Source organism: Variovorax humicola (assembly GCF_037889915.1).
GTDB lineage: Bacteria > Pseudomonadota > Gammaproteobacteria > Burkholderiales > Burkholderiaceae_C > Variovorax > Variovorax humicola.
On record NZ_JBBKZV010000032.1, the window covers coordinates 49,450 to 72,850 of the forward strand.

The 23,401-nt window shown below is 64.2% G+C and carries 31 protein-coding genes; 7 read left to right on the plus strand and 24 right to left on the minus strand.

What is annotated here, in order from left to right; genetic code table 11:
* From lipA to zwf, 3 genes are all read left to right on the plus strand, one after another.
* Positions 1–981: a lipoyl synthase gene (gene lipA, locus WKW80_RS30645; protein WP_340367369.1), complete on the plus strand. Its 981-nt coding sequence runs from the start codon at positions 1–3 to the stop codon at positions 979–981.
* Between the two features lie 237 nt (positions 982–1,218).
* On the plus strand, positions 1,219–2,775 hold the full coding sequence (locus tag WKW80_RS30650; protein ID WP_340367370.1) for a class I adenylate-forming enzyme family protein: 1,557 nt from the start codon (positions 1,219–1,221) through the stop codon (positions 2,773–2,775).
* Positions 2,776–2,893: 118 nt separating this feature from the next.
* Positions 2,894–4,357, plus strand: coding sequence for a glucose-6-phosphate dehydrogenase (gene zwf / locus WKW80_RS30655; RefSeq protein ID WP_340367371.1), 1,464 nt, complete (start codon positions 2,894–2,896; stop codon positions 4,355–4,357).
* A 196-nt stretch (positions 4,358–4,553) separates the two neighbouring features.
* On the opposite strand, the gene WKW80_RS30665 is transcribed toward zwf, so the two are convergent.
* The gene (locus WKW80_RS30665; protein ID WP_340367372.1) at positions 4,554–5,600 is read right to left on the minus strand and encodes an NADP-dependent oxidoreductase; all 1,047 of its coding nucleotides are present in this window, start codon (positions 5,598–5,600) and stop codon (positions 4,554–4,556) included.
* A gap of 99 nt (positions 5,601–5,699) precedes the next feature.
* On the opposite strand from WKW80_RS30665, the gene trhA reads away from it, so the two are divergent.
* The gene (gene trhA, locus WKW80_RS30670) at positions 5,700–6,350 is read left to right on the plus strand and encodes a PAQR family membrane homeostasis protein TrhA (RefSeq protein ID WP_340367373.1); all 651 of its coding nucleotides are present in this window, start codon (positions 5,700–5,702) and stop codon (positions 6,348–6,350) included.
* 11 nt (positions 6,351–6,361) lie between these two features.
* Here trhA and WKW80_RS30675 read toward each other — a convergent pair whose 3' ends face one another.
* The 7 genes from WKW80_RS30675 to WKW80_RS30705 form a co-directional block, all read right to left on the minus strand.
* On the minus strand, positions 6,362–7,654 hold the full coding sequence (locus tag WKW80_RS30675) for a sensor histidine kinase (RefSeq protein ID WP_340367374.1): 1,293 nt from the start codon (positions 7,652–7,654) through the stop codon (positions 6,362–6,364).
* The gene (locus tag WKW80_RS30680) at positions 7,651–8,349 is read right to left on the minus strand and encodes a response regulator transcription factor (protein WP_340367375.1); all 699 of its coding nucleotides are present in this window, start codon (positions 8,347–8,349) and stop codon (positions 7,651–7,653) included. Before WKW80_RS30680 ends, WKW80_RS30675 begins: the two co-directional genes overlap by 4 nt.
* Positions 8,350–8,456: 107 nt before the next feature.
* Positions 8,457–8,912, minus strand: a complete 456-nt coding sequence (locus tag WKW80_RS30685; protein ID WP_340367376.1) for a Spy/CpxP family protein refolding chaperone — start codon at positions 8,910–8,912, stop codon at positions 8,457–8,459.
* A gap of 133 nt (positions 8,913–9,045) precedes the next feature.
* Positions 9,046–10,845, minus strand: a complete 1,800-nt coding sequence (ptsP, locus tag WKW80_RS30690; protein WP_340367377.1) for a phosphoenolpyruvate--protein phosphotransferase — start codon at positions 10,843–10,845, stop codon at positions 9,046–9,048.
* An 82-nt stretch (positions 10,846–10,927) separates the two neighbouring features.
* Positions 10,928–11,197 carry an HPr family phosphocarrier protein gene (locus WKW80_RS30695; RefSeq protein WP_340367378.1) on the minus strand — a complete coding sequence of 90 codons (270 nt, stop codon included), beginning with the start codon at positions 11,195–11,197 and terminating at the stop codon, positions 10,928–10,930.
* On the minus strand, positions 11,166–11,621 hold the full coding sequence (locus tag WKW80_RS30700) for a PTS sugar transporter subunit IIA (RefSeq protein ID WP_340367379.1): 456 nt from the start codon (positions 11,619–11,621) through the stop codon (positions 11,166–11,168). Before WKW80_RS30700 ends, WKW80_RS30695 begins: the two co-directional genes overlap by 32 nt.
* A gap of 139 nt (positions 11,622–11,760) precedes the next feature.
* Positions 11,761–12,291, minus strand: coding sequence for a hypothetical protein (locus tag WKW80_RS30705; RefSeq protein ID WP_340367380.1), 531 nt, complete (start codon positions 12,289–12,291; stop codon positions 11,761–11,763).
* Between the two features lie 44 nt (positions 12,292–12,335).
* On the opposite strand from WKW80_RS30705, the gene WKW80_RS30710 reads away from it, so the two are divergent.
* Positions 12,336–12,833: a TlpA disulfide reductase family protein gene (locus tag WKW80_RS30710; RefSeq protein WP_340367381.1), complete on the plus strand. Its 498-nt coding sequence runs from the start codon at positions 12,336–12,338 to the stop codon at positions 12,831–12,833.
* Positions 12,834–12,854: 21 nt separating this feature from the next.
* Here the strand turns inward: WKW80_RS30710 and WKW80_RS30715 are convergent, their stop codons facing one another.
* A complete protein-coding gene (locus WKW80_RS30715) occupies positions 12,855–13,211 on the minus strand; it encodes a c-type cytochrome (RefSeq protein WP_340367382.1) in 357 nt (118 codons plus the stop codon).
* A gap of 237 nt (positions 13,212–13,448) precedes the next feature.
* Here WKW80_RS30715 and WKW80_RS30720 point away from each other — a divergent pair, with 237 nt between their 5' ends.
* Both WKW80_RS30720 and WKW80_RS30725 read left to right on the plus strand, forming a co-directional pair.
* Positions 13,449–14,162, plus strand: coding sequence for a cytochrome b/b6 domain-containing protein (locus WKW80_RS30720; RefSeq protein ID WP_422822995.1), 714 nt, complete (start codon positions 13,449–13,451; stop codon positions 14,160–14,162).
* A complete protein-coding gene (locus WKW80_RS30725; protein WP_340367384.1) occupies positions 14,159–14,740 on the plus strand; it encodes a GNAT family N-acetyltransferase in 582 nt (193 codons plus the stop codon). The genes WKW80_RS30720 and WKW80_RS30725 overlap by 4 nt, the downstream gene beginning before the upstream one ends.
* 136 nt (positions 14,741–14,876) lie before the next feature.
* Here WKW80_RS30725 and WKW80_RS30730 read toward each other — a convergent pair whose 3' ends face one another.
* The 15 genes from WKW80_RS30730 to WKW80_RS30800 form a co-directional block, all read right to left on the minus strand.
* A complete protein-coding gene (locus WKW80_RS30730; protein ID WP_340367385.1) occupies positions 14,877–15,383 on the minus strand; it encodes a peroxiredoxin in 507 nt (168 codons plus the stop codon).
* 75 nt (positions 15,384–15,458) lie between these two features.
* A complete protein-coding gene (gene rpsQ / locus WKW80_RS30735) occupies positions 15,459–15,728 on the minus strand; it encodes a 30S ribosomal protein S17 (protein ID WP_340367386.1) in 270 nt (89 codons plus the stop codon).
* Between the two features lie 9 nt (positions 15,729–15,737).
* Positions 15,738–15,983, minus strand: coding sequence for a 50S ribosomal protein L29 (gene rpmC / locus WKW80_RS30740; protein ID WP_340367387.1), 246 nt, complete (start codon positions 15,981–15,983; stop codon positions 15,738–15,740).
* Positions 15,984–15,999: 16 nt separating this feature from the next.
* Complete coding sequence (rplP, locus tag WKW80_RS30745; protein WP_340367388.1) at positions 16,000–16,416, minus strand: 50S ribosomal protein L16; 417 nt, start codon at positions 16,414–16,416, stop codon at positions 16,000–16,002.
* 28 nt (positions 16,417–16,444) lie between these two features.
* Complete coding sequence (gene rpsC / locus WKW80_RS30750; RefSeq protein ID WP_340367389.1) at positions 16,445–17,347, minus strand: 30S ribosomal protein S3; 903 nt, start codon at positions 17,345–17,347, stop codon at positions 16,445–16,447.
* Between the two features lie 16 nt (positions 17,348–17,363).
* Positions 17,364–17,696: a 50S ribosomal protein L22 gene (rplV, locus tag WKW80_RS30755; RefSeq protein WP_340367390.1), complete on the minus strand. Its 333-nt coding sequence runs from the start codon at positions 17,694–17,696 to the stop codon at positions 17,364–17,366.
* A 9-nt stretch (positions 17,697–17,705) separates the two neighbouring features.
* Positions 17,706–17,984 carry a 30S ribosomal protein S19 gene (gene rpsS, locus WKW80_RS30760; protein WP_007838132.1) on the minus strand — a complete coding sequence of 93 codons (279 nt, stop codon included), beginning with the start codon at positions 17,982–17,984 and terminating at the stop codon, positions 17,706–17,708.
* Positions 17,985–17,995: 11 nt separating this feature from the next.
* Positions 17,996–18,820: a 50S ribosomal protein L2 gene (rplB, locus tag WKW80_RS30765; RefSeq protein ID WP_213958425.1), complete on the minus strand. Its 825-nt coding sequence runs from the start codon at positions 18,818–18,820 to the stop codon at positions 17,996–17,998.
* Positions 18,821–18,822: 2 nt separating this feature from the next.
* Positions 18,823–19,149: a 50S ribosomal protein L23 gene (rplW, locus tag WKW80_RS30770; RefSeq protein ID WP_340339089.1), complete on the minus strand. Its 327-nt coding sequence runs from the start codon at positions 19,147–19,149 to the stop codon at positions 18,823–18,825.
* Between the two features lie 5 nt (positions 19,150–19,154).
* On the minus strand, positions 19,155–19,775 hold the full coding sequence (gene rplD / locus WKW80_RS30775) for a 50S ribosomal protein L4 (RefSeq protein ID WP_213958424.1): 621 nt from the start codon (positions 19,773–19,775) through the stop codon (positions 19,155–19,157).
* Positions 19,775–20,455, minus strand: coding sequence for a 50S ribosomal protein L3 (rplC, locus tag WKW80_RS30780; protein WP_340367399.1), 681 nt, complete (start codon positions 20,453–20,455; stop codon positions 19,775–19,777). The genes rplD and rplC overlap by 1 nt, the downstream gene beginning before the upstream one ends.
* Positions 20,456–20,687: 232 nt before the next feature.
* Positions 20,688–21,212 (minus strand): hypothetical protein, encoded by a 525-nt coding sequence (locus WKW80_RS30785; protein ID WP_340367391.1) that lies wholly within the window; start codon positions 21,210–21,212, stop codon positions 20,688–20,690.
* An 11-nt stretch (positions 21,213–21,223) separates the two neighbouring features.
* Positions 21,224–22,822 (minus strand): hypothetical protein, encoded by a 1,599-nt coding sequence (locus WKW80_RS30790; protein ID WP_340367392.1) that lies wholly within the window; start codon positions 22,820–22,822, stop codon positions 21,224–21,226.
* A gap of 135 nt (positions 22,823–22,957) precedes the next feature.
* On the minus strand, positions 22,958–23,272 hold the full coding sequence (gene rpsJ / locus WKW80_RS30795; protein ID WP_007838118.1) for a 30S ribosomal protein S10: 315 nt from the start codon (positions 23,270–23,272) through the stop codon (positions 22,958–22,960).
* 21 nt (positions 23,273–23,293) lie between these two features.
* On the minus strand, positions 23,294–23,401 hold a 108-nt coding region (locus tag WKW80_RS30800), incomplete at its 5' end, for an EF-Tu C-terminal domain-related protein (protein WP_479694161.1).

Here is a 23,401-nt window from a genome sequence, read left to right on the forward strand (position 1 = left end):
ATGAGCACCCCTGAAGTCGTCCGCGAGGCCCAGAGCCAGGAATCCTACAACCCGCTCGCAAAGCAGAAGGCCGCCGCCAAGCTGTCGCGCATTCCCGTCAAGGTGGTGCAGGGCGAAGTTCTGAAGAAACCGGAGTGGATCCGCGTCAAGGCAGGAAGCCCCACGACGCGCTTTTACGAGATCAAGCAGATCCTGCGCGAAAGCAACCTGCACACCGTGTGCGAGGAGGCTTCTTGCCCCAACATCGGCGAATGTTTCGGCAACGGGACGGCAACGTTCATGATCATGGGCGACAAGTGCACCCGCCGCTGCCCGTTTTGCGACGTCGGCCACGGCCGGCCAGATCCGCTCGATGCCGATGAACCGCTCAACCTCGCGAAGACGATTGCCAAGCTCAAGCTGAAGTACGTGGTAATCACCAGCGTCGATCGGGACGATCTGCGCGATGGCGGCAGCCAGCATTTTGTCGACTGCATCCGCAACATTCGCGAACTGTCGCCCACGACGCAGATCGAGATTCTCGTGCCCGATTTCCGTGGCCGCGACGACCGGGCCCTGGAAATCCTGAAGGCCGCGCCGCCCGATGTGATGAACCACAACCTTGAAACTGCGCCGCGCTTGTACAAGGAAGCACGCCCCGGCAGCGACTACCAATTCAGCCTGAACCTGCTGAAGAAGTTCAAGGCGTTGCACCCGAACGTGCCAACCAAGAGCGGCATCATGGTCGGCTTGGGCGAAACCGATGAAGAAATCTTGCAGGTAATGCGCGACATGCGCGCACATGACATCGACATGCTGACCATTGGCCAGTACTTGTCACCCAGTAACAGCCACTTACCGGTGCGCCGCTACGTGCATCCCGACACCTTCAAGATGTTCGAGGAAGAAGCCGGCAAGATGGGGTTCAGTCATGCGGCCGTGGGAGCGATGGTGCGATCGAGCTACCACGCCGACCAGCAAGCACACGCCGCCGGCGTGTGAGCTGGTGAATTCAGGCCCGCTGAATGCGGCGCCTGCCCATCCGAGGAATCAGGAAGGGTTGGTTTGGCGGGCCGGGCGACGACGAGTCGGCGGACCGGAGCGCTTGTCATCCGCGCGAACATCGGGTTTGGTTGAACGGGTCATCATGCCTCCTGGTTTTGAGACGCGGCCTCAAGGCTCGCGGCATCATTCAACGCGGCGCCACGACGATCCGTTGACGTTTCAATTACCTTGCCTATGACCACCACCGACCCACTTGAAGCCACCATTGCCCAGGACTTCGGACTCATAGCCGATCTCGTGCGGGTTCACGCCGCTGAGAGGCCAAATAGCATTGCACTGCGCGACAGCGAGCGCACGCTTACTTACAGTGCACTGAGCACCTTGATGGATCGGATCGCATCGGCGCTGCAGCGCGATGGCCTGCAAAAAGGCGACGTTATTGCCGTTTGCGCGACGTCCTCCGTCCACTACGCAGCCGTTTTTCTGGGTGCCCTGCGGGCCGGACTGGCTGTGGCACCGCTGGCGCCGAGCTCGACGCCCGCGAGCCTTGCGCGCATGCAAGGAGATGCCGAGGCAAAGCTGCTGTTCGCCGACGCTACGACGGCCGACGTCATCGGGCCTGAGATAGCGAATGGGATCCCGCGCATTGCGCTCGACAGTTCCGATGTCGGCCGCGACTTCGACGATTGGCTGGCGCCGGCGGGCACGCTGCCGGCGAAAGTCGAGCTCCAACCCTCTTCTCCCTTCAACATCATTTATTCCTCCGGCACGACGGGCGAGCCAAAGGGCATCGTGCAGGGGCACGGAATGCGCTGGTCTCATGTGAAGCGCGGCGAGCGTTATCGCTATGGGCCCGACACGGTCACGCTACTTTCCACGCCGCTTTACTCCAACACAACCCTGGTCGTGTTCTTCCCGACCATCGCGTTCGGGGGACAGGTCATCTTGATGGCGAAGTTCGACGTGGCGGGTTACTTGCAACTCGCTGAAAAGCACCGGGTGACCCACACCATGCTCGTGCCCGTGCAATACCAGCGCCTCATGGCACATCCTGCGTTCGACGCACACGATCTCTCATCGTTTCAATTCAAGTTCAGCACCAGCGCTCCCTTCGGCGCTATCTTGAAGGCGGATGTGTTGAAGCGGTGGCCCGGCGGGTTGATCGAGTTCTACGGAATGACCGAAGGTGGCGGCACCTGCATCCTTGAAGCGCATCTGCATCCGGACAAGCTGCACACGGTGGGCCGACCGGCCGAAGGCAGCGATATCCGGTTGATCGACGATGAAGGCAAGGAAGTGGCGCCCGGCTGCGACGGTGAAGTGGTGGGCAATTCGGCCGGCATGATGGTCGGATACCACCGCCAGCCGGAGAAGACGCGCGAGGCGGAGTGGTTCGCGCCCGATGGCAAGCGGTTCATTCGCACTGGCGATGTAGGCCGTTTTGACGGAGACGGTTTCCTGACGCTTTTCGACCGCAAGAAGGACATGATCATCAGCGGCGGCTTCAACATCTACCCGAGCGACCTGGAAGCCGTGCTTCGCGGCCATCCGTCCGTGGCCGACGCAACGGTGGTGGGCGTGCCCTCGGAGCTCTGGGGGGAAACGCCGATCGGTTTTGTGGTCCGCAAGCCGGGCGATACGACCGATCCGGCCGTCGTGCTGGAATGGAGCAATGCCCAACTCGGCAAGACCCAGCGGCTCGCAGGCTTGTACCTGATCGCCGAGTTGCCCCGCAGCGCAATCGGCAAGGTGTTGAAACGGGAGTTGCGCGAACAGCATGCTCGTGGCTGAGGTCTCGCCTCGACCATCGCACAGTCATTCGATTCGCCGGTCATCTTCGGCATCTGCACTGGAGCGCTGGCATCGAATTCGCTTGGCAATTGCGCACGACAACTCCAAGATGACGAAGATGGCGAAGATACCTCCCGGCGTCGGTCCACGGTTTCCGCAAGTGGTGGTGCTGGTGGGCGCGACCGGCGACCTGGCGCGGCGCAAGCTGCTGCCCGGCTTGTTTCATTTGTGCAGTGCCGGGTTCATACCCGCCTGCCGGATCATCGGCGTGTCGCTCGACGAGATCGACGTCGACGGCTTTCGCAAAGCCGCGCGCTCCGCGCTGGACGAGTTCGGGAGCCGCAAGATGACGCCCGCGGCATGGGATACCTTTGCCGCAACCCTCGACTTTGTGCCGCTGTCAGCCGGCGCGTCGGTGCTACGCGAAGCCGTCGAGCGCGCAGAACAGTCCCTGGGGGCCGAATGCCGGCGCCTGCATTACCTGAGCGTGCCACCCAACGCCGCGCTGACCGTGGTTCGGTTGCTCGGCGAGGCAGGCCTGGTGGAGCGCTCGCGCATCGTCATGGAAAAACCGTTCGGCACCGACCTCAAAAGCGCCGTGTCGCTCAACAGCAAGCTGCACGAGGTGTTTCAGGAAGAGCAGATCTTCCGCATCGACCACTTCCTGGGCAAGGAGCCGGCGCAGAACATCCTTGCGTTCCGATTTGCCAACGGCCTGTTCGAGCCGATCTGGAACCGCAACTTCATCGATCACGTCCAGATCGACGTGCCCGAGACATTGAGCCTCGGCAAGCGCGCCGGCTTCTACGAGCAGACCGGCGCATATCGCGACATGGTGGTCACGCACCTGTTCCAGATTCTCGCGTTCATGGCGATGGAGCCGCCCACCGCGCTGGAGCCTGCGCCGATCAGCGAGGAAAAGAACAAGGTGTTCCGCAGCATGGAGCCGATCCAGCCCCGCGACGTGGTGCGCGGCCAGTACAGCGGCTACCGCAACGAGGAAGGCGTGGACCCCGATTCCGACACCGAGACCTTCATCGCGCTCAAGTGCCACATCGACAATTGGCGCTGGGCAGGCGTGCCGTTCTACCTGCGCACCGGCAAGCGCATGGCCGAGGGGCAGCGCATCATCTCGATCGCCTTTCGCGAGCCGCCGAAGAGCATGTTTCCGCCGGGCTCGGGCGTTGGCGCCCAGGGGCCCGACCACCTGACTTTCGACCTGGCGGATGCATCGAAGATGTCGCTTTCGTTTTACGGCAAGCGCCCCGGCCCCGGCATGCGCCTGGACAAGCTGAGCCTGCAATTCGCGATGCGCGACACCGGCCTGGCGGGCGAGGTGCTCGAGGCCTACGAGCGGCTGATCCTCGATGCGATGCGCGGCGACCGCACGCTGTTCACCACCGCCGAAGGCATCGAGCGGCTGTGGGAAGTCTCGACCCATCTGCTGGAGTCGCCGCCGCCGGTGCGACTGTATGAACAGGGTTCATGGGGGCCCAAGCCGGTGCACCAGTTGATCGCACCGCACGCCTGGCGCCTGCCCTTCGAGCGGGCCTGGCGCGACCCGAACAAGGCCGGCAGCTGAGCTGGCGCCTCAACGCCAACGCGTCATCGGTCAAGCGCCATCGCCGAGGAGGTAGCGAGCCGATGGGCAGTCCCGCATCGACTCCGCTGACCGGGCAAACCAGGGTTGTACGAGAAGACGAGCAGGAAATCGGGGTACGCCTCGAGCAATTCACCGGTCTTCTCGATCGGCAGCACACGCGGGTGGTTGGCCAAGATCAGTCCGCAGCGACCTCGAGCACCAGCTTGCCGAAGTTCTCGCCCGCGAAGAGCTTGTTGAGCGCTTCGGGAAAGGTGTCGATTCCCTTCACCGTGTCTTCCTTGCTCTTCATGCGGCCGTCCTTCAGGTAGCCCGCGAGTTCGGCGATGGCGATGTGATAGCGATCGGCGTAGTCGAACACCACGATGCCTTCCATGCGGGCGCGGTTCACGAGCAGGCTCAGGTAGTTTCGCGGGCCGGCCGCCGGCATGCTGTTGGCGTTGTTGTACTGGCTGATGGCGCCGCAGATGATGACGCGGGCCTTGCGCGCGAGCTTGGCCAGCACCTGGTCGAGGATCTCGCCGCCGACGTTGTCGAAGTAGATGTCGACGCCCTTCGGGCAATGCTGTTTCAGCCCTTCGCGCACCGCGCCGGGACCGGCCTTGTAGTCGATGCAGGCGTCGAAGCCCAGTTCCTTCACGACCCAGTCGCATTTGGCCGCGCCGCCGGCGATGCCGACAACCCGGCAGCCCTTGATCTTCGCAAGCTGGCCCACGGTCTGGCCGACCGCGCCGGCCGCGCCGGAGATGACGACGGTTTCGCCCGGCTTCGGCTGGCCCACGTCCATGAGGCCGAAGTAACCGGTCATGCCGGGCATGCCCAACACGTTGAGCCACTGGCCGATGGTGCCGGCGCGCAGGTCGATCTTCACCAGGCCGTTGCGCTTGATGTCTTCCTGCGCAATGAGCATGTACTCCTGCACGCCGAGCGTGCCGTAGACCGTGTCGCCAACCGCAAAGGCCGGGTTCTTCGACGCGATGACACGGCCGATGCCGCCGGCGCGCATCACTTCGCCTATCGCGACCGGCGGGATGTAGCTCTTGGCATCGTTGAGCCAGCCGCGCATGGCCGGGTCGAGCGACAGCGTGAGCGTCTTGACCAGGACCCCGCCATCGGCCGGTTCGCCGACGGGCTCGGTGGTGAAGTTCCAGTGCTCTCGCAGGGCGGTGGTTTCGGGGCGCTTGGCGAGGCGGACCTGGCGATTGGTGAGTGAGGCGGCGGTCATGTGTGTCTCCTGGAGAGATGCGTGTCGGATCCGGATGCTAGCCCGGGCATACATCGGCCGGCGTAGCGCGCGCGACAGCGGTTTGTGCAGAATAGGCCGATGCATGAAGTCGTACCCCCCCGGATCCAGACCCTCGGCGAAGAAATCGCCAACGCGATAAGCCACGGACTTGGGCTGCTGCTGGCACTGGCTTCGTTGCCGATCCTGGTCTACGACGCGGCGCAGCATGGCCAGGCGGCGAATATTGTCGGTGCGTCGTTGTTCGCGGGCACGGCCATCGTGCTGTATCTGATCTCGACGCTGTATCACGCACTGCCTGCGGGCCGCGCCAAGGTCCTGCTGAACCGGCTAGACCATGCGGCCATCTACCTGTTCATCGCGGGCAGCTACATGCCGTTCCTGCTGGGCGTGCTGCGTGGGCCGGTGGGTTGGGTCCTGTTCGCGGTCGTGACGGCGGCAGCGGTACTGGGCGTGGGCGCCAAGCTGTTCGATCGGCTGCGGCATCCGCTATGGTCGACTGGCCTCTACGTGGCGATGGGTTGGATGGCGCTGATTGCAGCCGTGCCGCTGTACGAGCGCATGTCGCCGGCCGGGCTCGGCTGGCTGGTTGCCGGGGGCCTGGCCTACACGGCGGGTGCGGTTGTGTTCCTGCTCGATTCGAAGCTGCGCTACGCGCATTTCGTGTGGCACCTGTTCGTGCTGGCGGGCAGCGTCTGCCACTTCTTTGCGGCGCTCTGGTATTCGAATTAGGGCGCGCCGGGTCACCCCAGCAGCACCGAGATGACAAGTCCGGGGTGCGCGTTGCGCACCTCCAGCGTGCCGCCGTGCGCTTCGGCGACCAGCCGGCACAGGTACATGCCAAGCCCCACGCCGCCCGTCGCGCGCTGCCGTGCGCTGTCGGTCCGGTAGAAGGGTTCTGTCAGGTGTTCGAGTTGGGCCTCGTCGACGCCCGGGCCGAAATCGCGCACCTCGAGACGCACGCCCTGCCCTTGTGATTTCAATGAGACGCGCGGCGGTTGCGGTGCACCGGCGCTGTAGCGCAATGCGTTGTCGAGCAGGTTGCGCACGAGCAGGCGCATGCGCGTGCGGTCGAGTGGACGCGGCGGCAGGCCGGTCGCCAGGTCGAGCACGACGGATTCGCCGTTCGGCAGTTCGGCGGCGACCTCGCGTACCAGCGCCGCAAGGTCGATCGGCTCGCGCTGAAGCGCGGCATGCGGGCTTGCAAGGCGTTCGCTTTCGAGCAGGTCACTGATCAGGTCGCGCATCTCGTTCAGGTCCCGCAGCAGGGCGTCGCGTTCGGCGGCGCCTTCGGGCGTGTCTGGCAGCAGTTCGGCATTGAGCCGCGCGCGGGTCAGCGGCGAGCGCAGTTCGTGGCTCAGCGCCAGCAGCAGCGCACGCTTGGCGTCGAGCATGCCCTGGATGTCGTGCGCCATCGTGTTGATGCGTTGCGCCAGGTCGCCGAGATCGTCGCGGCGGCGAATGGGGATGGGCTGCGCGAACTCGCCGCGCCCGAAACGCTCCGCGCCCTCGCGGATATCGATGAGCGGACGCAGCAGGCGGCTCACGGCCGCATACACCAGCAATACGAGCAGCAGCAACGCGCCCAGCGTGGCCCAGCCGGCAGCGCGCGGCGCGAGTTGCCAGATCTTCGGGGCCCAGCCGAACACGATGCGATGGCCGTCGGCGGTCGGCCGCACGAACCAATGGCTCTCCGAGAGTTCACGCTCGCGCCGCCATGGCGCGCCCGCTTGATCGGGGTGCGACTCCCAGTTCACGCTCGGGCCAATGATGCGGATGGTGATCGGCAGGCGCTCCGTCAGCGCCTTCGCCCGCGCCACATCCGGTGGCGTGCCGATTTCGGCGACAAGGCGGTCTGCGTAGTCGATCAGCATCGGCCGCGCGGCTTCGGCCCAGCCACCGGAAAACGACTTCTGCATGCCGCCGATGAACACACCCGCCATCACCAGCGCCAGCACGAGGAACCAGACGACGAGGCGCACGCGCAGCGAACGCCGCCAGCGTCGCTTGTGGCGTCGCCCGTCAAGAATGCTCACGCGCCCTCGCCTCGTGCAACGGCCAGCGTGTACCCCGCATTGCGCAGGGTCTTGATGCAGTCCAGCGGCTCGAGCTTCTTGCGCAACCGGCTCACCACGATGTCGACTGCGCGGGTGTACAGGTCCGCCTCGTGTCCGCGCAGGCGGTTGAGGATGTCGTCGCGGCTGAAGACCTTGCCGGGCTCGGCGGCCAACAGCGCGAGCAGCTCGAATTCGGTGCCCGTGAGTTCGACGCGCACGCCTTGGCGCAGCACCTCGCGCCGGTCCAGGTCGATGGCCAATCCGGCGAACACGTGGCGCTGTGCCGATGCGCCCGACGGCTCCGCGGGACGGGCGCGCTGCCGGCGCAGGATGGTCTGCACGCGCGCCACCAGTTCGCGCGGCTCGAAAGGCTTGGGCAGGTAATCGTCGGCGCCGAGTTCGAGGCCGACCACGCGGTCCATCACCTCGCCTCGCGCGGTGAGCATCACGATCGGGATGTCACTCTCGCTGCGGATCTGGCGGCACAACGCAAAGCCGTCCATCTCGGGCAGCATCACGTCGAGGATAGCGGCGTCGTAGCGAACGGAGCGAAGCTTGGCCAGCCCTTCGCTCGGCCGCGTCGCACTGTCGAGTGCACAGTCGAAACGGGCGAAATACGTGGCGAGCGGTGCGGCAAGATGCTCGTCGTCGTCGATCAGGAGGATGCGCGGCATGGCCGGATTGTGACGGCGCAGCGGCATCGCCACCCCGCCGAACACCTCACCCGGCATTGCGCAGGCCGACGCGGCCCCAGCCACGCGCACCCCGAAGGCCAGCGACCTCAGCCACGACCGCCCCAGCGGCGGCCGCGGTCCATGAATTCCCGGACCTTTTGCTGCTGGACAGGATTCAGGCCGTCGAAGAAATCAGCCGCAGCGGCGATGACCTCCGGACTGCCCGCGCGCAGCGCTGCTGTCTTCTCGTCTATCAGCTTGCTGGCCCCCGCCTGGTCCAGCTTGTCGCCGGCAAACAGCGCCTTGAACTGGGCCCGCGGGTCGCCGGCGCCGCGCATGGCACGACGTTGCGCTTGCAGTTTTTCGGCAAGCACATCCAGCTTCTGTTTCTGTGTGCTGTCGAGCTCGAGCTTGCTGCTGACGCGTTCGACCACCCTGGTGCGGAACTCGGCCGAATCGCCTTCGCTCCAGCCGTGGCGATGGCCTGCGCAGCCCGCGATGCTGCCGACGACCAGCGCGCCGCCAAAGAGGCCGAAAAGTGAACGCTTGATCCAATGTTTCATGAGACTTCCCGTGTGTGTGAATGAGGAAGCCCGATGGTGCTGCTGGCACGCGCCCGAGTCCTTTCGCGGCGGTATCGGTACGTTTCGTTTTATTGCGGCGCCGTGTTCGGCGCCGTCGCCGGCCGGCCGAGGGTCAGCGCGCCAGCAGCGCAGCCGGACTGTCGGCTGCGAGCACCTCTTGCGCCCAGGGCACCAGCTTGGTGGTATCGGCGCGCAGCACCTCCTGCTTGACCGTCAGGATCTGTGAGGGATGCATCGAGAAGCTGCGCAAGCCCAGGCCCAGCAACAGGCGCGTGAACTGAGGGTCGCCAGCCATTTCGCCGCACACGCTCACGCCCTTGCCTTGGCGCCGGCACTCCGCAATGGTGTCGGCCACGAGCCGCAGCACGGCAGGATGCGCCGGGTCGTAGAGGTGGGCCACGGCCTCGTCGGCCCGGTCGATCGCCAGCGTGTACTGGATCAGATCATTGGTGCCGATCGACAGGAAGTCGAAGTACTTCAGAAAGGTCTTGAGTGTCAGCGCCGCGGCCGGCACCTCGATCATGGCGCCGAGCTTGACGTTGCCATGCACGGCGCCACGGTTGTCGAGTTCGACGCGCGCGAAGTCAAGCAGCGACAGCGCCTGCCGGATCTCGCTCACATGCGCCAGCATCGGGATGAGCAAATGGATCTCGCCGTGCGCGGCCGCGCGCAGGATGGCGCGCAACTGCGTCAGGAACATCGCCGGATCGGCCAGGCTCCAGCGGATGGCGCGCAGCCCAAGCGCTGGGTTCAGGTGCTCCTGCTTGCCGGTGGACTTGCCGTCGAGCGGCTTGTCGGCCCCCACGTCGATCGTGCGGATCGTGACCGGCATGCCCTGCATGCCCTCGACCGCGCGCTTGTAGGCCTGATACTGCTCTTCCTCGTCCGGCAGCCGGGTCTGGCGCGGCGTCTCGCGGCCCATGAACAGGAACTCGCTGCGGAACAGGCCCACGCCCACGGCGCCGGCCTTGACCGCGCCGATCGTGTCCTCGGGCATTTCGATATTGGCCAGCAGGTCGACGCGTTCGCCGTCGAGCGTCACGGCCGGCTTGTGGCGCAGCCGCGAAAGCCGCCCGCGCTCCAGGTCGCCCTGGCGCTGCTTGAAGCCGTATTCGGCCAGGATGATCGGCGACGGATCGACGATCACCACACCGGCATCGCCGTCGATGATGACCCAGTCGTCCTGCCGCACGAGTTGGCTCGCCGTGCGTGCGCCGACCACGGCCGGGATGTCCATGCTGCGCGCCACGATGGCGGTGTGCGAGGTGCGCCCGCCGACATCGGTGACGAAACCGGCGAACACGCTCTTCTTGAACTGCAGCATGTCGGCGGGCGACAGGTCGTGCGCGATAAGCACCAGCGGCACGTCGACGCCGTCGCCGGCGGTCGGGTCGTCCTCGCCGTCGTCGCTGCCGGCAGCGCGCTTGCGGCGCGGCGGCGTGGGCGCGAGCACCGCGGCCGTGCCCTTCATGCGATGCAGCAGCCGCTCCACGACCTGTTCAAGGTCGGCCTTGCGCTCGCGCAGGTACTCGTCCTCCATCTCGTCGAACTGGCGCGCGATGATTTCAAGCTGCGTTGTCAGCGCCCATTCGGCGTTGTAGAGGCGGTCGGTGATCCAGTGCTTGACGCCGTCGGTGAGCGCTTCATCCTGCAGCAGCATCTGGTGCACTTCGAGCAATGCGGAGAGTTCATGCGGCGCTTCTTTTGGCCCCATCTGCGCGATGTTGGCCTGCAGCTTGATGAGTTCCTCGGCCACGGCCTTGCGCGCGGTGCGCAGGCGGCCGATCTCAGTCTCGACTTCTTGAGGCTTGATGAAGTAGTGGGCAACGTCGATCCGGCTCGACACCACCAGCACGGCGCGGCCAATCGCGATGCCGCGAGCGACCGGTAGACCGTGGACCGCAAAGGTCATAGGCCGGAACCGGGCCGCCCCAAGTCGGCCGCGAGCCCTCGAGAGGCGGCAGTGACACTAAGTGCAAAGCGTGCTGGCAAGGTTATTCGCCTTCTCCGAACTTGTCGTCCATCAGCGCGACGAGCGCATCCATGGCCTCATTCTCGCGCTCCCCGTTGGTTTCGATTTCCACCGTGATTCCCATTCCGGCAGCCAGCATCATGACACCCATGATGCTCTTGGCGTTGACCCGGCGGTCGCCGCGCGCCATGAAGACTTCGCACGGAAAGCTTCCAGCCAACTTGGTGAATTTGGCCGAAGCTCGGGCGTGCAGCCCAAGCTTATTGCTGATGGTCACGGATTTCTTGATCACTGTGCTTTCTTCTCGCCTGATTCTGGGGTGCCGCCACCGCGACCTGCATGACACCGGCATTGCCGCCCGCCACGGCGCGTTGCACCAGCGCATCGAGTGGTTCATGCCGATAGGTGACTGCGCGCAGCAGCATCGGCAGGTTGGCGCCAGCTACCAGTCGCGAGCGCGTGCCGTCGATGAGCTTTTGCGCCACGTTGCACGGCGTGGCGCCAAATACATCGGCAAGCACCAACACTTGCGAACTCGGCGTGCGGTACTGCTGCTCGATGGTAATGCGCGCTGCCGCCAGCGTTTCTTCGGGCGAAACATTGGGCAGCACGTCAAGCGCAACGATGGCGTGCTCGCAGTCCGGAAAGACATGCAAAGCGCACTGCCGCAAGGCCTGGGCCAACGGTGAATGCGCGATGATGAAAATGCTGTTCATGCGGCGTTGAGGGGCTGGTCAACGATTATGCGGGGGGCACCCCAAAACTTTAGTGGTAAGACAGCACAGAGCGCGCCTAAACGCACCGAACATGCCTTTGACAACGCCAAGTGTGTCGAATCCGGCACGGTGCCGGCGCTCAGGGCAGGCGCAACCCGTCGAAGAAGGTGCTTGTAGCGTCACCTGCGGACGGCTTGCCCAGTACGGTGGCCTGGTAAATCGCAACGCTCCCGTCGCGTTGCAGGTGCGCGAACCACCTCACGCGGGCCTCGTTCGGCCTGCCGGCGGGATCGGCGCCACGCGCTTCGAGCTGCCACGGCTCCGGCTTTGGCGCCGCGCGCACCACGCTCACGGCGGACTCGCTGATCTGGCCGCCGGTGGCAGCCTGCCATTGGGCGCGCGTGCTGGCGCGCCAAGCGGCGAGCCACGCGTCGGCCTGGACCGCGTCGCCGGCCCGGGCACTCGCAATGGCGAAAGTGGCGTCCCCGGCCTCGCAACCGGCCATTTGTACTGTGACCGTCTCGCCGCCCAACGGGATCGCGCGCTCGGCGCGGTCCGGCTTGCAGGGCAGCAGCGCGGTGAGATCGCCGTCGGCCATCGGAACATCCCGCCAGTTGAAGGTCGGACTGCAGGCCGCCAGCAGCGCAATGGCGGCGGCTGGCAGGATCACACCTGCGGAACTAAAATCGCGATGCCCCATCTGTCCTGGTACTCATGAAAAAAGCCCTCTATGTTGCCGCAACCGCAATCGCCATGGCGGTCGGCGTTGGCGTGTACCTGCAATCGGGCGCCACCGCTGCGCCGCAGTCGAAATTCGTACTGCTCGACGGCAGCCAGAAAACCACCACAGACTTGAAGGGCAAGGTCACGTTGGTCAACTTCTGGGCCACCAGTTGCGTCACCTGCGTCGGCGAAATGCCGAAGGTCATCGCCACCTACGACAAGTACAAGGACAAGGGCTACGACACTCTGGCCGTGGCCATGAGCTACGACCCGCCCAGCTACGTGGTGAACTTCGCCGAAACGCGCAAGTTGCCGTTCAAGGTGGCAATCGACAACACCGGCGCCGTAGCCAAGGCCTGGGGCGACGTGCAGCTCACTCCCACGACCTATCTGGTCAACAAGCGCGGCGAAATCGTCAAGCGATACGTTGGAGAACCCGACTTCGCCGAGTTGCACCAACTCATCGAGAAGCTGCTGGCAGAGGCCTGAGCTTCCGGAAACGCGTCGGGGCTATTTCGCCAGGAATGTGTCGTGGCAGAACTTGCACGTGTCGCCGACCGACCCGACAGCGGCCTTCAACGCGTCCAGGTCGCCGGCCTTTGCGACCATCAGAAGCTTGCCGGTTTCTGACATCAGCTTGTCGCTCGTTTCCTTGAACTTGGCTGGGTCTTTCCAGATTTCGGGCTTCGCCTTGCCGCCTTCCGTGCCAGGCGCAGAGGCGCCGTTCCAGGGCAGTTGCGACACCATCGCCACCAACCCGGCGTTCGCAATGACGGCCGCCTTGTCGTACGGCACGCGGCCATTTGCCATCGCTGCGATCCTCCCGAAATGCGTGCTCTGCAGGAACATGGCGCTCTGCCGGTACATAACTGCATCCTCACCGGTTTGGCAAATTGGGCCGCCGAAGGGAGAGACAGCGCGGCGCTGGCCGCTGCAAACGTAAATGTGGCAACACGGTTCGTTGGGAATTCCTGAGTGGGGAGCGCTGTGGATGCGCCGCCCGCCACTTTGGGAACCCGCACCGAAGCGCGCATAGCGACAACCCGCACACAGGGTGGCTCCGACTTTGCTAATCTGCGCATTCCGCAGTCCGCCACCTACCCGATGAGCGTTTCGTTTGAGCCGACCACCCGCCGCGCCGCGTTGGGGGACGACCTTGCGCGCCCGGCCCGGATCTGGGACTTGCCGACGCGCGTGTTTCACTGGTCGCTCGCTGCGGCAGTGATCGGCCAGCTGGTGACCGGACTGAGCGGCTTGATGGAATGGCATTTTCGGCTCGGCTATACGGTGCTCGCCTTGCTGTTGTTCCGGCTCTTGTGGGGCTTTGTCGGCGGGCGTTGGTCGCGCTTTGCATCATTCCTCTATTCACCGCGATGGGTGCTCGCCTACCTCCGCGGCCGCGCCCATCCCGATCACCTGATCGGTCACAACCCGCTGGGTGCGCTCTCCGTCTTTGCGCTGCTCGGGATCCTCGTTTTGCAGGTGTGTACCGGTCTTGTCTCGGATGACGAGATTTCGGCGGCGGGACCGCTCACCCGCTTCGTGCCCGGCTCCGTTGTGAGTCTCGCGTCCCGCTGGCACACGCAGTTCGGCATGTGGGGCGTGATCTCGCTGGCCAGCCTGCACGTGCTGGCGGTCTTGTACTACGTGCTTGTAAAGCGCCAGCGCTTGGTGGGTCCCATGATTTCGGGTGACAAGCTGCTCACGGGCTTGCTTGTGGCGGAGAGCCGCGATACGGCTTCCACCCGGTTCACCGCGCTGGTGCTGTTTGCGCTGTGCGCGGGATTTGCCGCCTGGATCGCTTCATTGCGCGCATGAGCCATTCGATCTCTCGCCCGCTGCCGCTGGCCGATACGCCGGAAATCATCCTGCTCACCCCCGATGAGCCGCCTGAGATGGATGCCGCGCGCGCCATCTTTCGCGAATACGCGGCTTCGCTCAGCTTCGACCTGGCCTTCCAGAATTTCGAGGATGAACTGGCAGGGCTCCCCGGCGAATACGCCGAGCCGCGCGGCGCGCTGTTGATCGCCTTGATCGACGCGGCCTATGTGGTACCCGGAGTCGGTGCGCCTCTGCTGTTGCGCAGTGATGGCAGATCCGCCTATGTCGCGGGCTGCTGCGCATTGCGGCCGCTCGACACGGCGGACGAGCCGAATGCCGCCGAGATGAAGCGGCTCTATGTGAGGCCCGGCTTTCGTGGATTCGGCCTCGGCCGCCAGCTTGCCGAGGCCGCGCTCGACGCCGCCCGCAGCGCCGGCTATGCCTGCGTGTTGCTGGACACCATGGACGAGATGGAATTGGCCCGCGCGATGTACGAAGACCTCGGCTTCGAGGAAGTGCCGCCCTACTATCACAACCCGATACCGGGTGCGCACTACCTCAAGGTGGAACTCTAGCTCGCCCCCAGGCTCCGCGACACTCCTGTCGATCCTCCCGCCCCCCGACCGGGCGGGCGACCCCAGCGGCCCTGCAAAGCCGGTTCCGCGGAGTCCCACGCGAAGACAGCGTGTACGTTCTGGTTCTGGTTCTGGATCAGGCCTTGGCCTGGGTCAGCATCGTCTCGGCGTTGCTCACTTCGAACTTGCCCGGCGCTTCGATGTTCAGCGAGGCAACCTTGCCGTCCTTCACGAGCATCGAGTAGCGGTTGCTGCGCAGGCCCATGCCGCGGGCCGTGAGGTCCAGCGTCAAGCCGGTGGCCTTGGCGAAATCAGCACTGCCGTCGGCCAACATGCGAACCTTGCCGCCGGCCTTCTGATCGCGCGCCCAGGCGCCCATCACGAACGCGTCGTTCACGCTCACGCACCAGATCTCGTCGACTCCGGCGGCCTTCAAGTCATCGAAGTGCTTCACGTAGCCCGGCACATGCTGAGCCGAGCAGGTTGGCGTGAAGGCACCGGGCAGCGCGAACAATGCAATGGTCTTGCCGGCGGAAGCCTTTGCCACGTCGACGGGATTCGGGCCGATGCTGCAGCCTTCACCTTCGACTTCCGAATATTCCATCAGGGTGGTCGCGGGAAGGGTGTCGCCAACTTTGATCATGAATGTTGCTCCTGTGTAAAAAGAAAAACGGCCCACATTGTGGGCCGTTTCCAGTGTGTCCGTGCGGACCGCGAATCAGACTGCAGCAGCCTTTTCGACCAAGCGGGTCACGACCCAGTTCTTGGTCTTCGAGATCGGCCGGCTTTCGGTGATCTCGATGGTGTCGCCGAGCTTGTACTCGCCTTTTTCGTCGTGCGCGTGGTACTTGCTCGTCTTGGCAACGATCTTGCCGTAGAGCTCGTGCTTGACGCGGCGCTCGACCAGGACCGTCACGGTCTTGGCACGCTTGTCGCTGACCACCTTGCCGATCAAGGTGCGCTTGAGGGATCTTTTAGCTTCCGTCATGTTCACTCCTTACTTGGCGGCTTGGGCTTCTTGCTTCTGGGCAAGAATGGTCTTGGCGCGGGCGATGTCGCGACGCGTGACGCGCAGCGTCGAGGTGTTCGACAGCTGTTGCGTGGCTTTCTGCATGCGCAGGCCGAAATGGGCCTTCTGCAATTCCTTGATTTCGGTCTGCAGGCCGGCGACGTCCTTGTCGCGCAGCGTTGCAGCCTTCGATACCTTGGCGGTCTTGGCCTCGGCCTTCTTACGTGTTGCCATGTGATGTTCTCCTCGTTCAGGCGCCGATCTGGCGCGAAACGAACGTGGTGCGCAGCGGCAGCTTGGCTGCAGCCAGGCGGAACGCTTCGCGGGCGAGTTCTTCGGGCACGCCGACGATCTCGAACACGATCTTGCCTGGCTGGATTTCAGCGACGTAGTACTCCGGGTTGCCCTTGCCGTTACCCATCCGCACTTCTGCGGGCTTGTGGGAGATCGGCTTGTCGGGGAACACGCGAATCCAGATACGGCCGCCGCGCTTCACGTGGCGCGAAATCGCACGGCGTGCGGCTTCGAGCTGGCGTGCCGTCAGACGGCCGCGGTCGGTGCATTTCAGGCCGAAGTCACCGAAGGCAACCGAGTTGCCCCGGGTTGCGATGCCGGTGTTGCGGCCCTTTTGTTCCTTGCGGAACTTTCTGCGTGCAGGTTGCAGCATGTTGTTTACTCCGTGGTTCTAAGACCGATTACTCGGTCTTGGCGCCGTCAGCTGCTGCAGCTGGCGCGGCTTTGCGGACGCGCTTAACGGCGGGTTTCGAGTCTGCACCCGTGGCTTCTGCGGGCTTGTCGCTGCCATCGGCCGGAGCGGTGTTGCCACCGATCGGGCCGCGGGCGCCGGCGCGAGCCGGACCACGACGGTCGCTGCCCGGACGGTCGCCACCCGGGCGGCCGTCGCGGCGCGGACCACGCGGACGACGCTCGTCGTCCGGACGCGGGGTTTCAACGGCCGGCAGGTCGTTGCGGCCCAGCGTGTCGCCCTTGTAGACCCAGACCTTGACGCCGATGACGCCGTAGGTGGTCTTGGCTTCCGAGGTGCCGTAGTCGATGTCGGCGCGCAGCGTGTGGAGGGGCACGCGACCTTCGCGGTACCACTCGCAACGAGCGATTTCGATGCCGTTCAGTCGACCCGACGACATGATCTTGATGCCCTGGGCGCCCAGGCGCATCGCGTTCTGCATTGCGCGCTTCATGGCGCGGCGGAACATGATGCGCTTCTCGAGCTGCTGGGTGATCGAGTCGGCGATCAGCTGCGCATCGATTTCAGGCTTGCGCACTTCCTCGATGTTCACTGCGACCGGCACGCCGAGCTGCTTGCCCAGTTCGCGCTTGAGGTTCTCGATGTCCTCGCCCTTCTTGCCGATCACCACGCCCGGACGTGCCGAGTAGATGGTGATGCGGGCGTTCTTGGCGGGGCGCTCGATCATCACGCGGGAGACCGATGCGTTCTTGAGCTTGGCCTTCAGGTACTCGCGCACCTTGATGTCTTCGGCCAGCATGCCCGCGAAGTCGCGGTTGTTGGCGTACCAGCGGCTGGACCAGTTGCGGGTGACCGCAAGGCGGAAGCCGGTCGGGTGGATTTTTTGTCCCATAGTCTTCCAGGCCTACTTAGTTGCCGACCGTCACGTACACATGGCACGTGGGCTTGCTGATGCTGTTGCCGCGGCCCTTTGCGCGCGCGGTGAAACGCTTGAGCGTGGCGCCTTGTTCGACGTAGATGGTCTTGACCTTCAGTTCGTCGATGTCGGCACCGTCGTTGTGCTCGGCGTTGGCGATGGCCGACTCGAGCACCTTCTTCACGATCACAGCGGCCTTCTTCTGCGTGAATTGCAGGATGTTGAGCGCTTGATCGACCTTCTTGCCGCGGATCAGGTCAGCGACCAGACGGCCCTTGTCGACCGAAAGGCGAACGCCGCGGAGGACTGCACGTGTTTCAGACATGGTCGTTCCTTACTTCTTCTGGACTTTCTTGTCCGCGGGGTGCCCCTTGAACGTGCGGGTGAGCGCAAATTCGCCGAGCTTGTGGCCGACCATCTGGTCGGTGATGTAGACGGGCACGTGCTGCTTGCCGTTGTGCACGGCAATGGTCAGGCCGATGAACTCGGGCAGGACCATCGAGCGACGCGACCAGGTCTTGATCGGCTTCTTGTCCTTGGTCGTCACGGCCTTGTCGGCCTTGGCCACCAGGTGGTGGTCGACGAAAGGACCCTTTTTGAGAGAGCGAGTCATGAGGCTGTCCCTTACTTCTTGCGACGCGACACGATGAAGACCTGCGTGCGCTTGTTGTTACGGGTACGGTAGCCCTTCGTGAGGTTGCCCCACGGGTCGACCGGATGACGGCCTTCACCCGTCTTGCCTTCACCACCACCATGCGGGTGATCGACCGGGTTCATCACCACGCCGCGAACGGTCGGGCGGATACCCATGTGACGCTTCACACCGGCCTTGCCGAGGCGGCGCAGGCTGTGCTCTTCGTTGGCGACTTCACCGATCGTTGCGCGGCATTCGACGTGCACGCGGCGGACTTCGCCCGAACGCATGCGCACCTGGGCGTAGACGCCTTCGCGTGCCAGCAGCGTGGCCGACGTGCCGGCCGAACGCGCGATCTGCGCGCCCTTGCCGGGTTGCAGCTCGATGCAGTGGATGGTCGAACCCACCGGGATGTTGCGGATCGGCAGCGTGTTGCCGGCGCGGATCGGGGCTTCCGAACCGCTCAGCAGCGTTGCACCGGCTTCAAGGCCGCGCGGGGCGATGATGTAGCGGCGCTCGCCGTCGGCGTAGCAGACCAGCGCGATGTGGGCGGTACGGTTCGGGTCGTATTCGATGCGTTCGACCTTGGCCGGGATGCCGTCCTTGTTGCGCACGAAGTCGACCACACGGTAGTGGTGCTTGTGGCCACCGCCCTTGTGACGGGTGGTGATGTGGCCGTTGTTGTTGCGGCCGGCCTTCTGGAATTGCGGCTCCAGCAGGGCTGCGTGCGGAGCACCCTTGAACAGGTGGTCACGCGAGATCTTCACCGCGCCGCGTTGGCCCGGCGAAGTGGGTTTCATCTTGATGACGGCCATGATTAAGCGCCTTCCCCGACGAGGTTGAGCTCTTGACCGGCCTTCAGCGTCACGTAGGCCTTGCGAACGTTGTCGCGGCGACCGATGGACTTGCCGAAGCGCTTGGTCTTGCCCTTGATGTTGAGCACCGACACGCCCTGGACCTCGACCTTGAACATCAGTTCAACAGCGGCCTTGATCTCGGGCTTGGTGGCGTCCTGCAGCACCTTGAAGGTGACAGCATTCGACTTCTCGCCGACCATCGTGGCCTTTTCGGACACGATCGGTGCGACCAGCACCGACATCAGCCGGCCTTCGTCGAACTGGCGTTCTGCGGGCGTAGGATTCATGCGGCTCATGCGAACATCTCCTTGAGCTTGTCGATGGCAGCCTTGGTGACCAGCACCTTCTTGTAGTGCACCAGCGACACCGGGTCGGCGTAACGCGGCTCGACGACGAGCACGTTCACCAGGTTGCGCGAGGCGAGGTACAGGTTCTCATCGACTTCGTCGGCGATCACGAGCACCGATTCAAGGTTCATGGCCTTGAACTTGGCAGCCAGCGGCTTGGTCTTGGGCGAGTCGACCTTGATCGAATCGACCACGGCCAGACGGCCTTCGCGAGCGAGTTGCGAGAAGATCGACGCCATGCCGGCGCGGTACATCTTCTTGTTGATCTTCTGCGAGAAGTTTTCGTCAGGCATGTTCGGGAAAATCCGGCCGCCCCCACGCCACAGCGGCGAGGACGTCATACCGGCGCGGGCGCGGCCCGTTCCCTTTTGCTTGAAAGGCTTCTTGGTCGAGTGCTTGACCTGTTCGCGGTCCTTCTGGGCGCGCGTGCCTTGACGGGCGTTGGCCTGGAATGCCACGACGATCTGGTGGACCAGGTCTTCGTTGTAGGCACGGCCGAACACGGTCTCGGGGGCGTCGTACTTCGACGCGGCCTGGCCCTGTTCGTTCAGGAGTTCGAGTTCCATTACTTCGCTCCTTCAGCAGCTTGCGGCTTGGCCTTGACGGCCGGGCGCACGGTGACGAAGCCACCCTTGGAGCCCGGGATCGCGCCCTTGATCAACAGCAGCTGACGCGCTTCGTCGATACGGATCACATCGAGGTTCTGGGTGGTCACGGTGACGTCGCCGAGGTGGCCCGTCATGCGCTTGCCCGGGAACACGCGGCCAGGGTCTTGCGCCATGCCGATCGAGCCGGGCACGTTGTGCGAACGGCTGTTGCCGTGCGACGCGCGCTGCGAGCTCATGTTGTGGCGCTTGATCGTGCCAGCGTAGCCCTTGCCGATGGAAGTGCCTTGCACGTCCACCTTCTGGCCAACCGCGAACACGCTGGAAGCGGCAATGACGCCACCTGCCTTGTGCTGACCTGCCGTATCGGCGGTCACGCGGAATTCCTGGATGATTTCACCGGCTTCCACACCTGCCTTGGCAAGGTGGCCGGCCTGTGGCTTGGTCACGCGCGAAGCCTTGCGCGAACCGAACGTCACCTGCAGGGCAACGTAGCCATCGTTCTCTTGGGTTTTCACCTGGGTGACGCGGTTGTTGGACACATCCACCACCGTGACAGGAACTGCGTCCCCATCATCGGTGAAGAGACGCATCATCCCCACCTTGCGACCCAGCAACCCGAGGGAGTTGCTCAGACTCATATGTTTTCTCCAAAAATGGAAGTCTTTCTCCGCCGCTGCCACTTCAATTGGCGACAGCGTTTTGCCCAATCCTTGGAAATCCTCACTGGGAGACCCTGGGATCAGGTAACGGAAAAAGGTTGATAAGACCCGGCCTCGATCACGCCATTACGGACGCAAGAAAGGCAGAGCCAAAGATTATAGCCCGGGCTGGGGTTTCTACGCAAGACCGGCTTCGCGCAAGGCGCAGCGGCTAACGAGCCGGCATCGAGATCACCGCATCCCCGGCGGGCAGCTTCTGGAGTTCGCCGGCTGAGCGCAGCTTGGGCGAGGCCGCCGCTGCGCCGACCCGTACAGGAATGGAGGTGGCGCTGGTCAATCCGTTCTGCGTGGTGAAGACGTTGACGTAGGCGATGCCGTCGCTGCCCGGCGTCGCGCGCAAGGTCACGGTCGTCGTCTGCCCGGTCGGAAGGCGGATTTCGTCCGCACCTGCAAGCGTGAGGCCGGGATCCGCGGTGAATCGGGCGGATCCGCCGGCCGGGTCGCTGATGGCGCCAAACTGGATCACCACGGTGGCGGCTTGTCCGATCCTTACGGAGTCGTCGACGGAATACTGCACGTCCACGCCGGAGCCATTCGGTTTCTTGACCGCCCGCGCCATGGCCCGGGGCGCCGCTGAAGGGCCCTCGGCCTTCGTCTGGGCATCGGCGAAGGCGACTGCTGGTGCCATCAATGCCAGCGCGAGAGCGGCCGCTCCGGACTTGCTGCTGAGGTTCATGGCCGCGCTCCTCAATTGATCGAGACGGTGAAGCACGTCTCTTGCGTCGGCTCGGAGTCGTCATTGAAGTCGTTGACGACGATGATGTTGTCGCCGGCGCGCAGGCTCACCGTCGCCGTTTCGGTGGTTCCGAACCCATCGCTGATGGCCAGCAATCCTGCGCTGTCCACCTCGAAATCCGGATCGGCGGTGGCCGGCCCTGTCACCTTGATCACGTGGCTGCCTGCCGCGAGGACGCGGACCCGGAGATAGGCGTAACTGCCAAGCTTGTTGCCGAACCCGGCCACGTTGGAAACACAGGCCTGCGTAGAGGACCCGACATTGGCACTGATGTACATGGGGAAGACGGAGGGGATGAGCGGCGTTCCGCCTCCATTGGTCTCGGCACTGCCAAATGGATCATTCGGTGCCGTGCTGATGTTCTGCGCACTCAGCAACGAGTTGAACGTGGACGCGTTTGCGGCCGAGGCCGCGCTAAAGGCCGCGGAGAACGAATGAATGGATGTCATGGCAACGGAGGTCTTCATCGCGCCGGTCATGGCGGCGTGGATGGGTTGGAATCCCACTTTTTGGTTGAGGTTCCACAGGACCGACTGGATCGAAGACTCGCGATACCAACCCGGGTTGCTGATTGGGCCCGCGGAAAGATCGATCACCGTCGCTACCTTCTGCCCGGGCCCACTGGAGTCCGTGTAATTGCTGCGGGCAAGGGCGATGCCCGACCACGCATCCCCCCAGCCTTCGGAAAACGCAACCCGGCGGTCGAGCCGATCCCCGCTGGAATGATTGCCTCCCGGCGAGTCGTCGCGGCTGAAGACTGCCTGGTAGTAGTGTCCCCACTCATGTGCAATGACCGAGGCATCGTATTCGTCGGTGTCGACGTCCGCCTTGCCCAGGACGTAAATGGAGCGCGGGGTGGTTGCATCGGAGAATGCCGTGGTGCCGATCTCTCCAATGGCCGGACTGCCATCGACAGAAACGTTGTTGGCGCTCCAGAATACCTGCAGTGTCGGGAAGACGGAGTTGGGCGCGACGGACAGGACCTTCTGCATCGCTGTGTCGATGGTGTCGAGCAACGCAAACGGCGCCGCTACGCGTGTCGCCGTATAAGCCGCGCCACCCCAGCCGGAGGCAGCATGGAGATCCTGTGTCGATGGCGCCGCGCCCGAAGAAAATGTGGCGGAGTCCATCACGTAGATGGCGTTGGAATGCGTGTTGTCGCGCACGCTCACATCCCACGTGGCGCCGCTGCCGGTCTGCACCATCTGTGCCTTGACGCGAATAAATACCTGGGTATTTGACGGAACCGAGGCGGAGTACCCCCCCTTGTCATCGGTGGAAGTGGTTGCCAGCACGGTCGACGATGAATTCAGCACTTCGACCACCGCGCCGCGGATTGGCTTGGAACTGGTCGCTGCGTAGTCAAGGGCGCCCGTGGTGTTGGGCACGAAGTCGTAGGTGGCCGTGCCGCTCACCGCGACGACATTCGCCGTCGACGCAACGATCGGCAAAAAGACGCCACCTCCACCGCCTCCTCCGCCGCCGCCGCAGGAGGCCAACAGCAGGGCGACGAGAACAGCCACGCAGCGCGACAGCAGAAATTTACTCAAGCAGGGTCTCCATGATCACCGGTAACACCAAGGCTTCGCCCAAGTCGACAAAGGATGCCACAAGCCATGCTTGAAAGAGAAAACCCGCGGCATTTCTGCACGCGGGTTCTGTAAGCGGCGGTGAGAACGTGTGTCTTACTGCAGCTTGATCTCGACATCGACGCCGGCCGGCAGGTCGAGCTTCATCAGCGCGTCCACGGTCTTGTCGGTCGGGTCCACGATGTCCATCAGACGCTGGTGCGTGCGGATCTCGAGCTGGTCGCGGCTGGTCTTGTTGACGTGCGGCGAGCGCAGGATGTCGAAGCGCTTCATGCGGGTCGGCAGGGGCACCGGGCCCTTGACGATCGCGCCGGTGCGCTTGGCAGTGTCAACGATCTCGGCAGCCGATTGGTCGATCAGCTTGTAGTCGAACGCCTTCAGGCGGATGCGGATTTTTTGCTTGGTGGCCATGATGATTCCTTTGCGCTGGACTCAGACGTCCAGGATCTTTGCCACGACGCCCGAACCCACGGTACGGCCGCCTTCACGGATGGCGAAGCGCAGGCCTTCTTCCATCGCGATCGGGTTGATCAGCTTCAC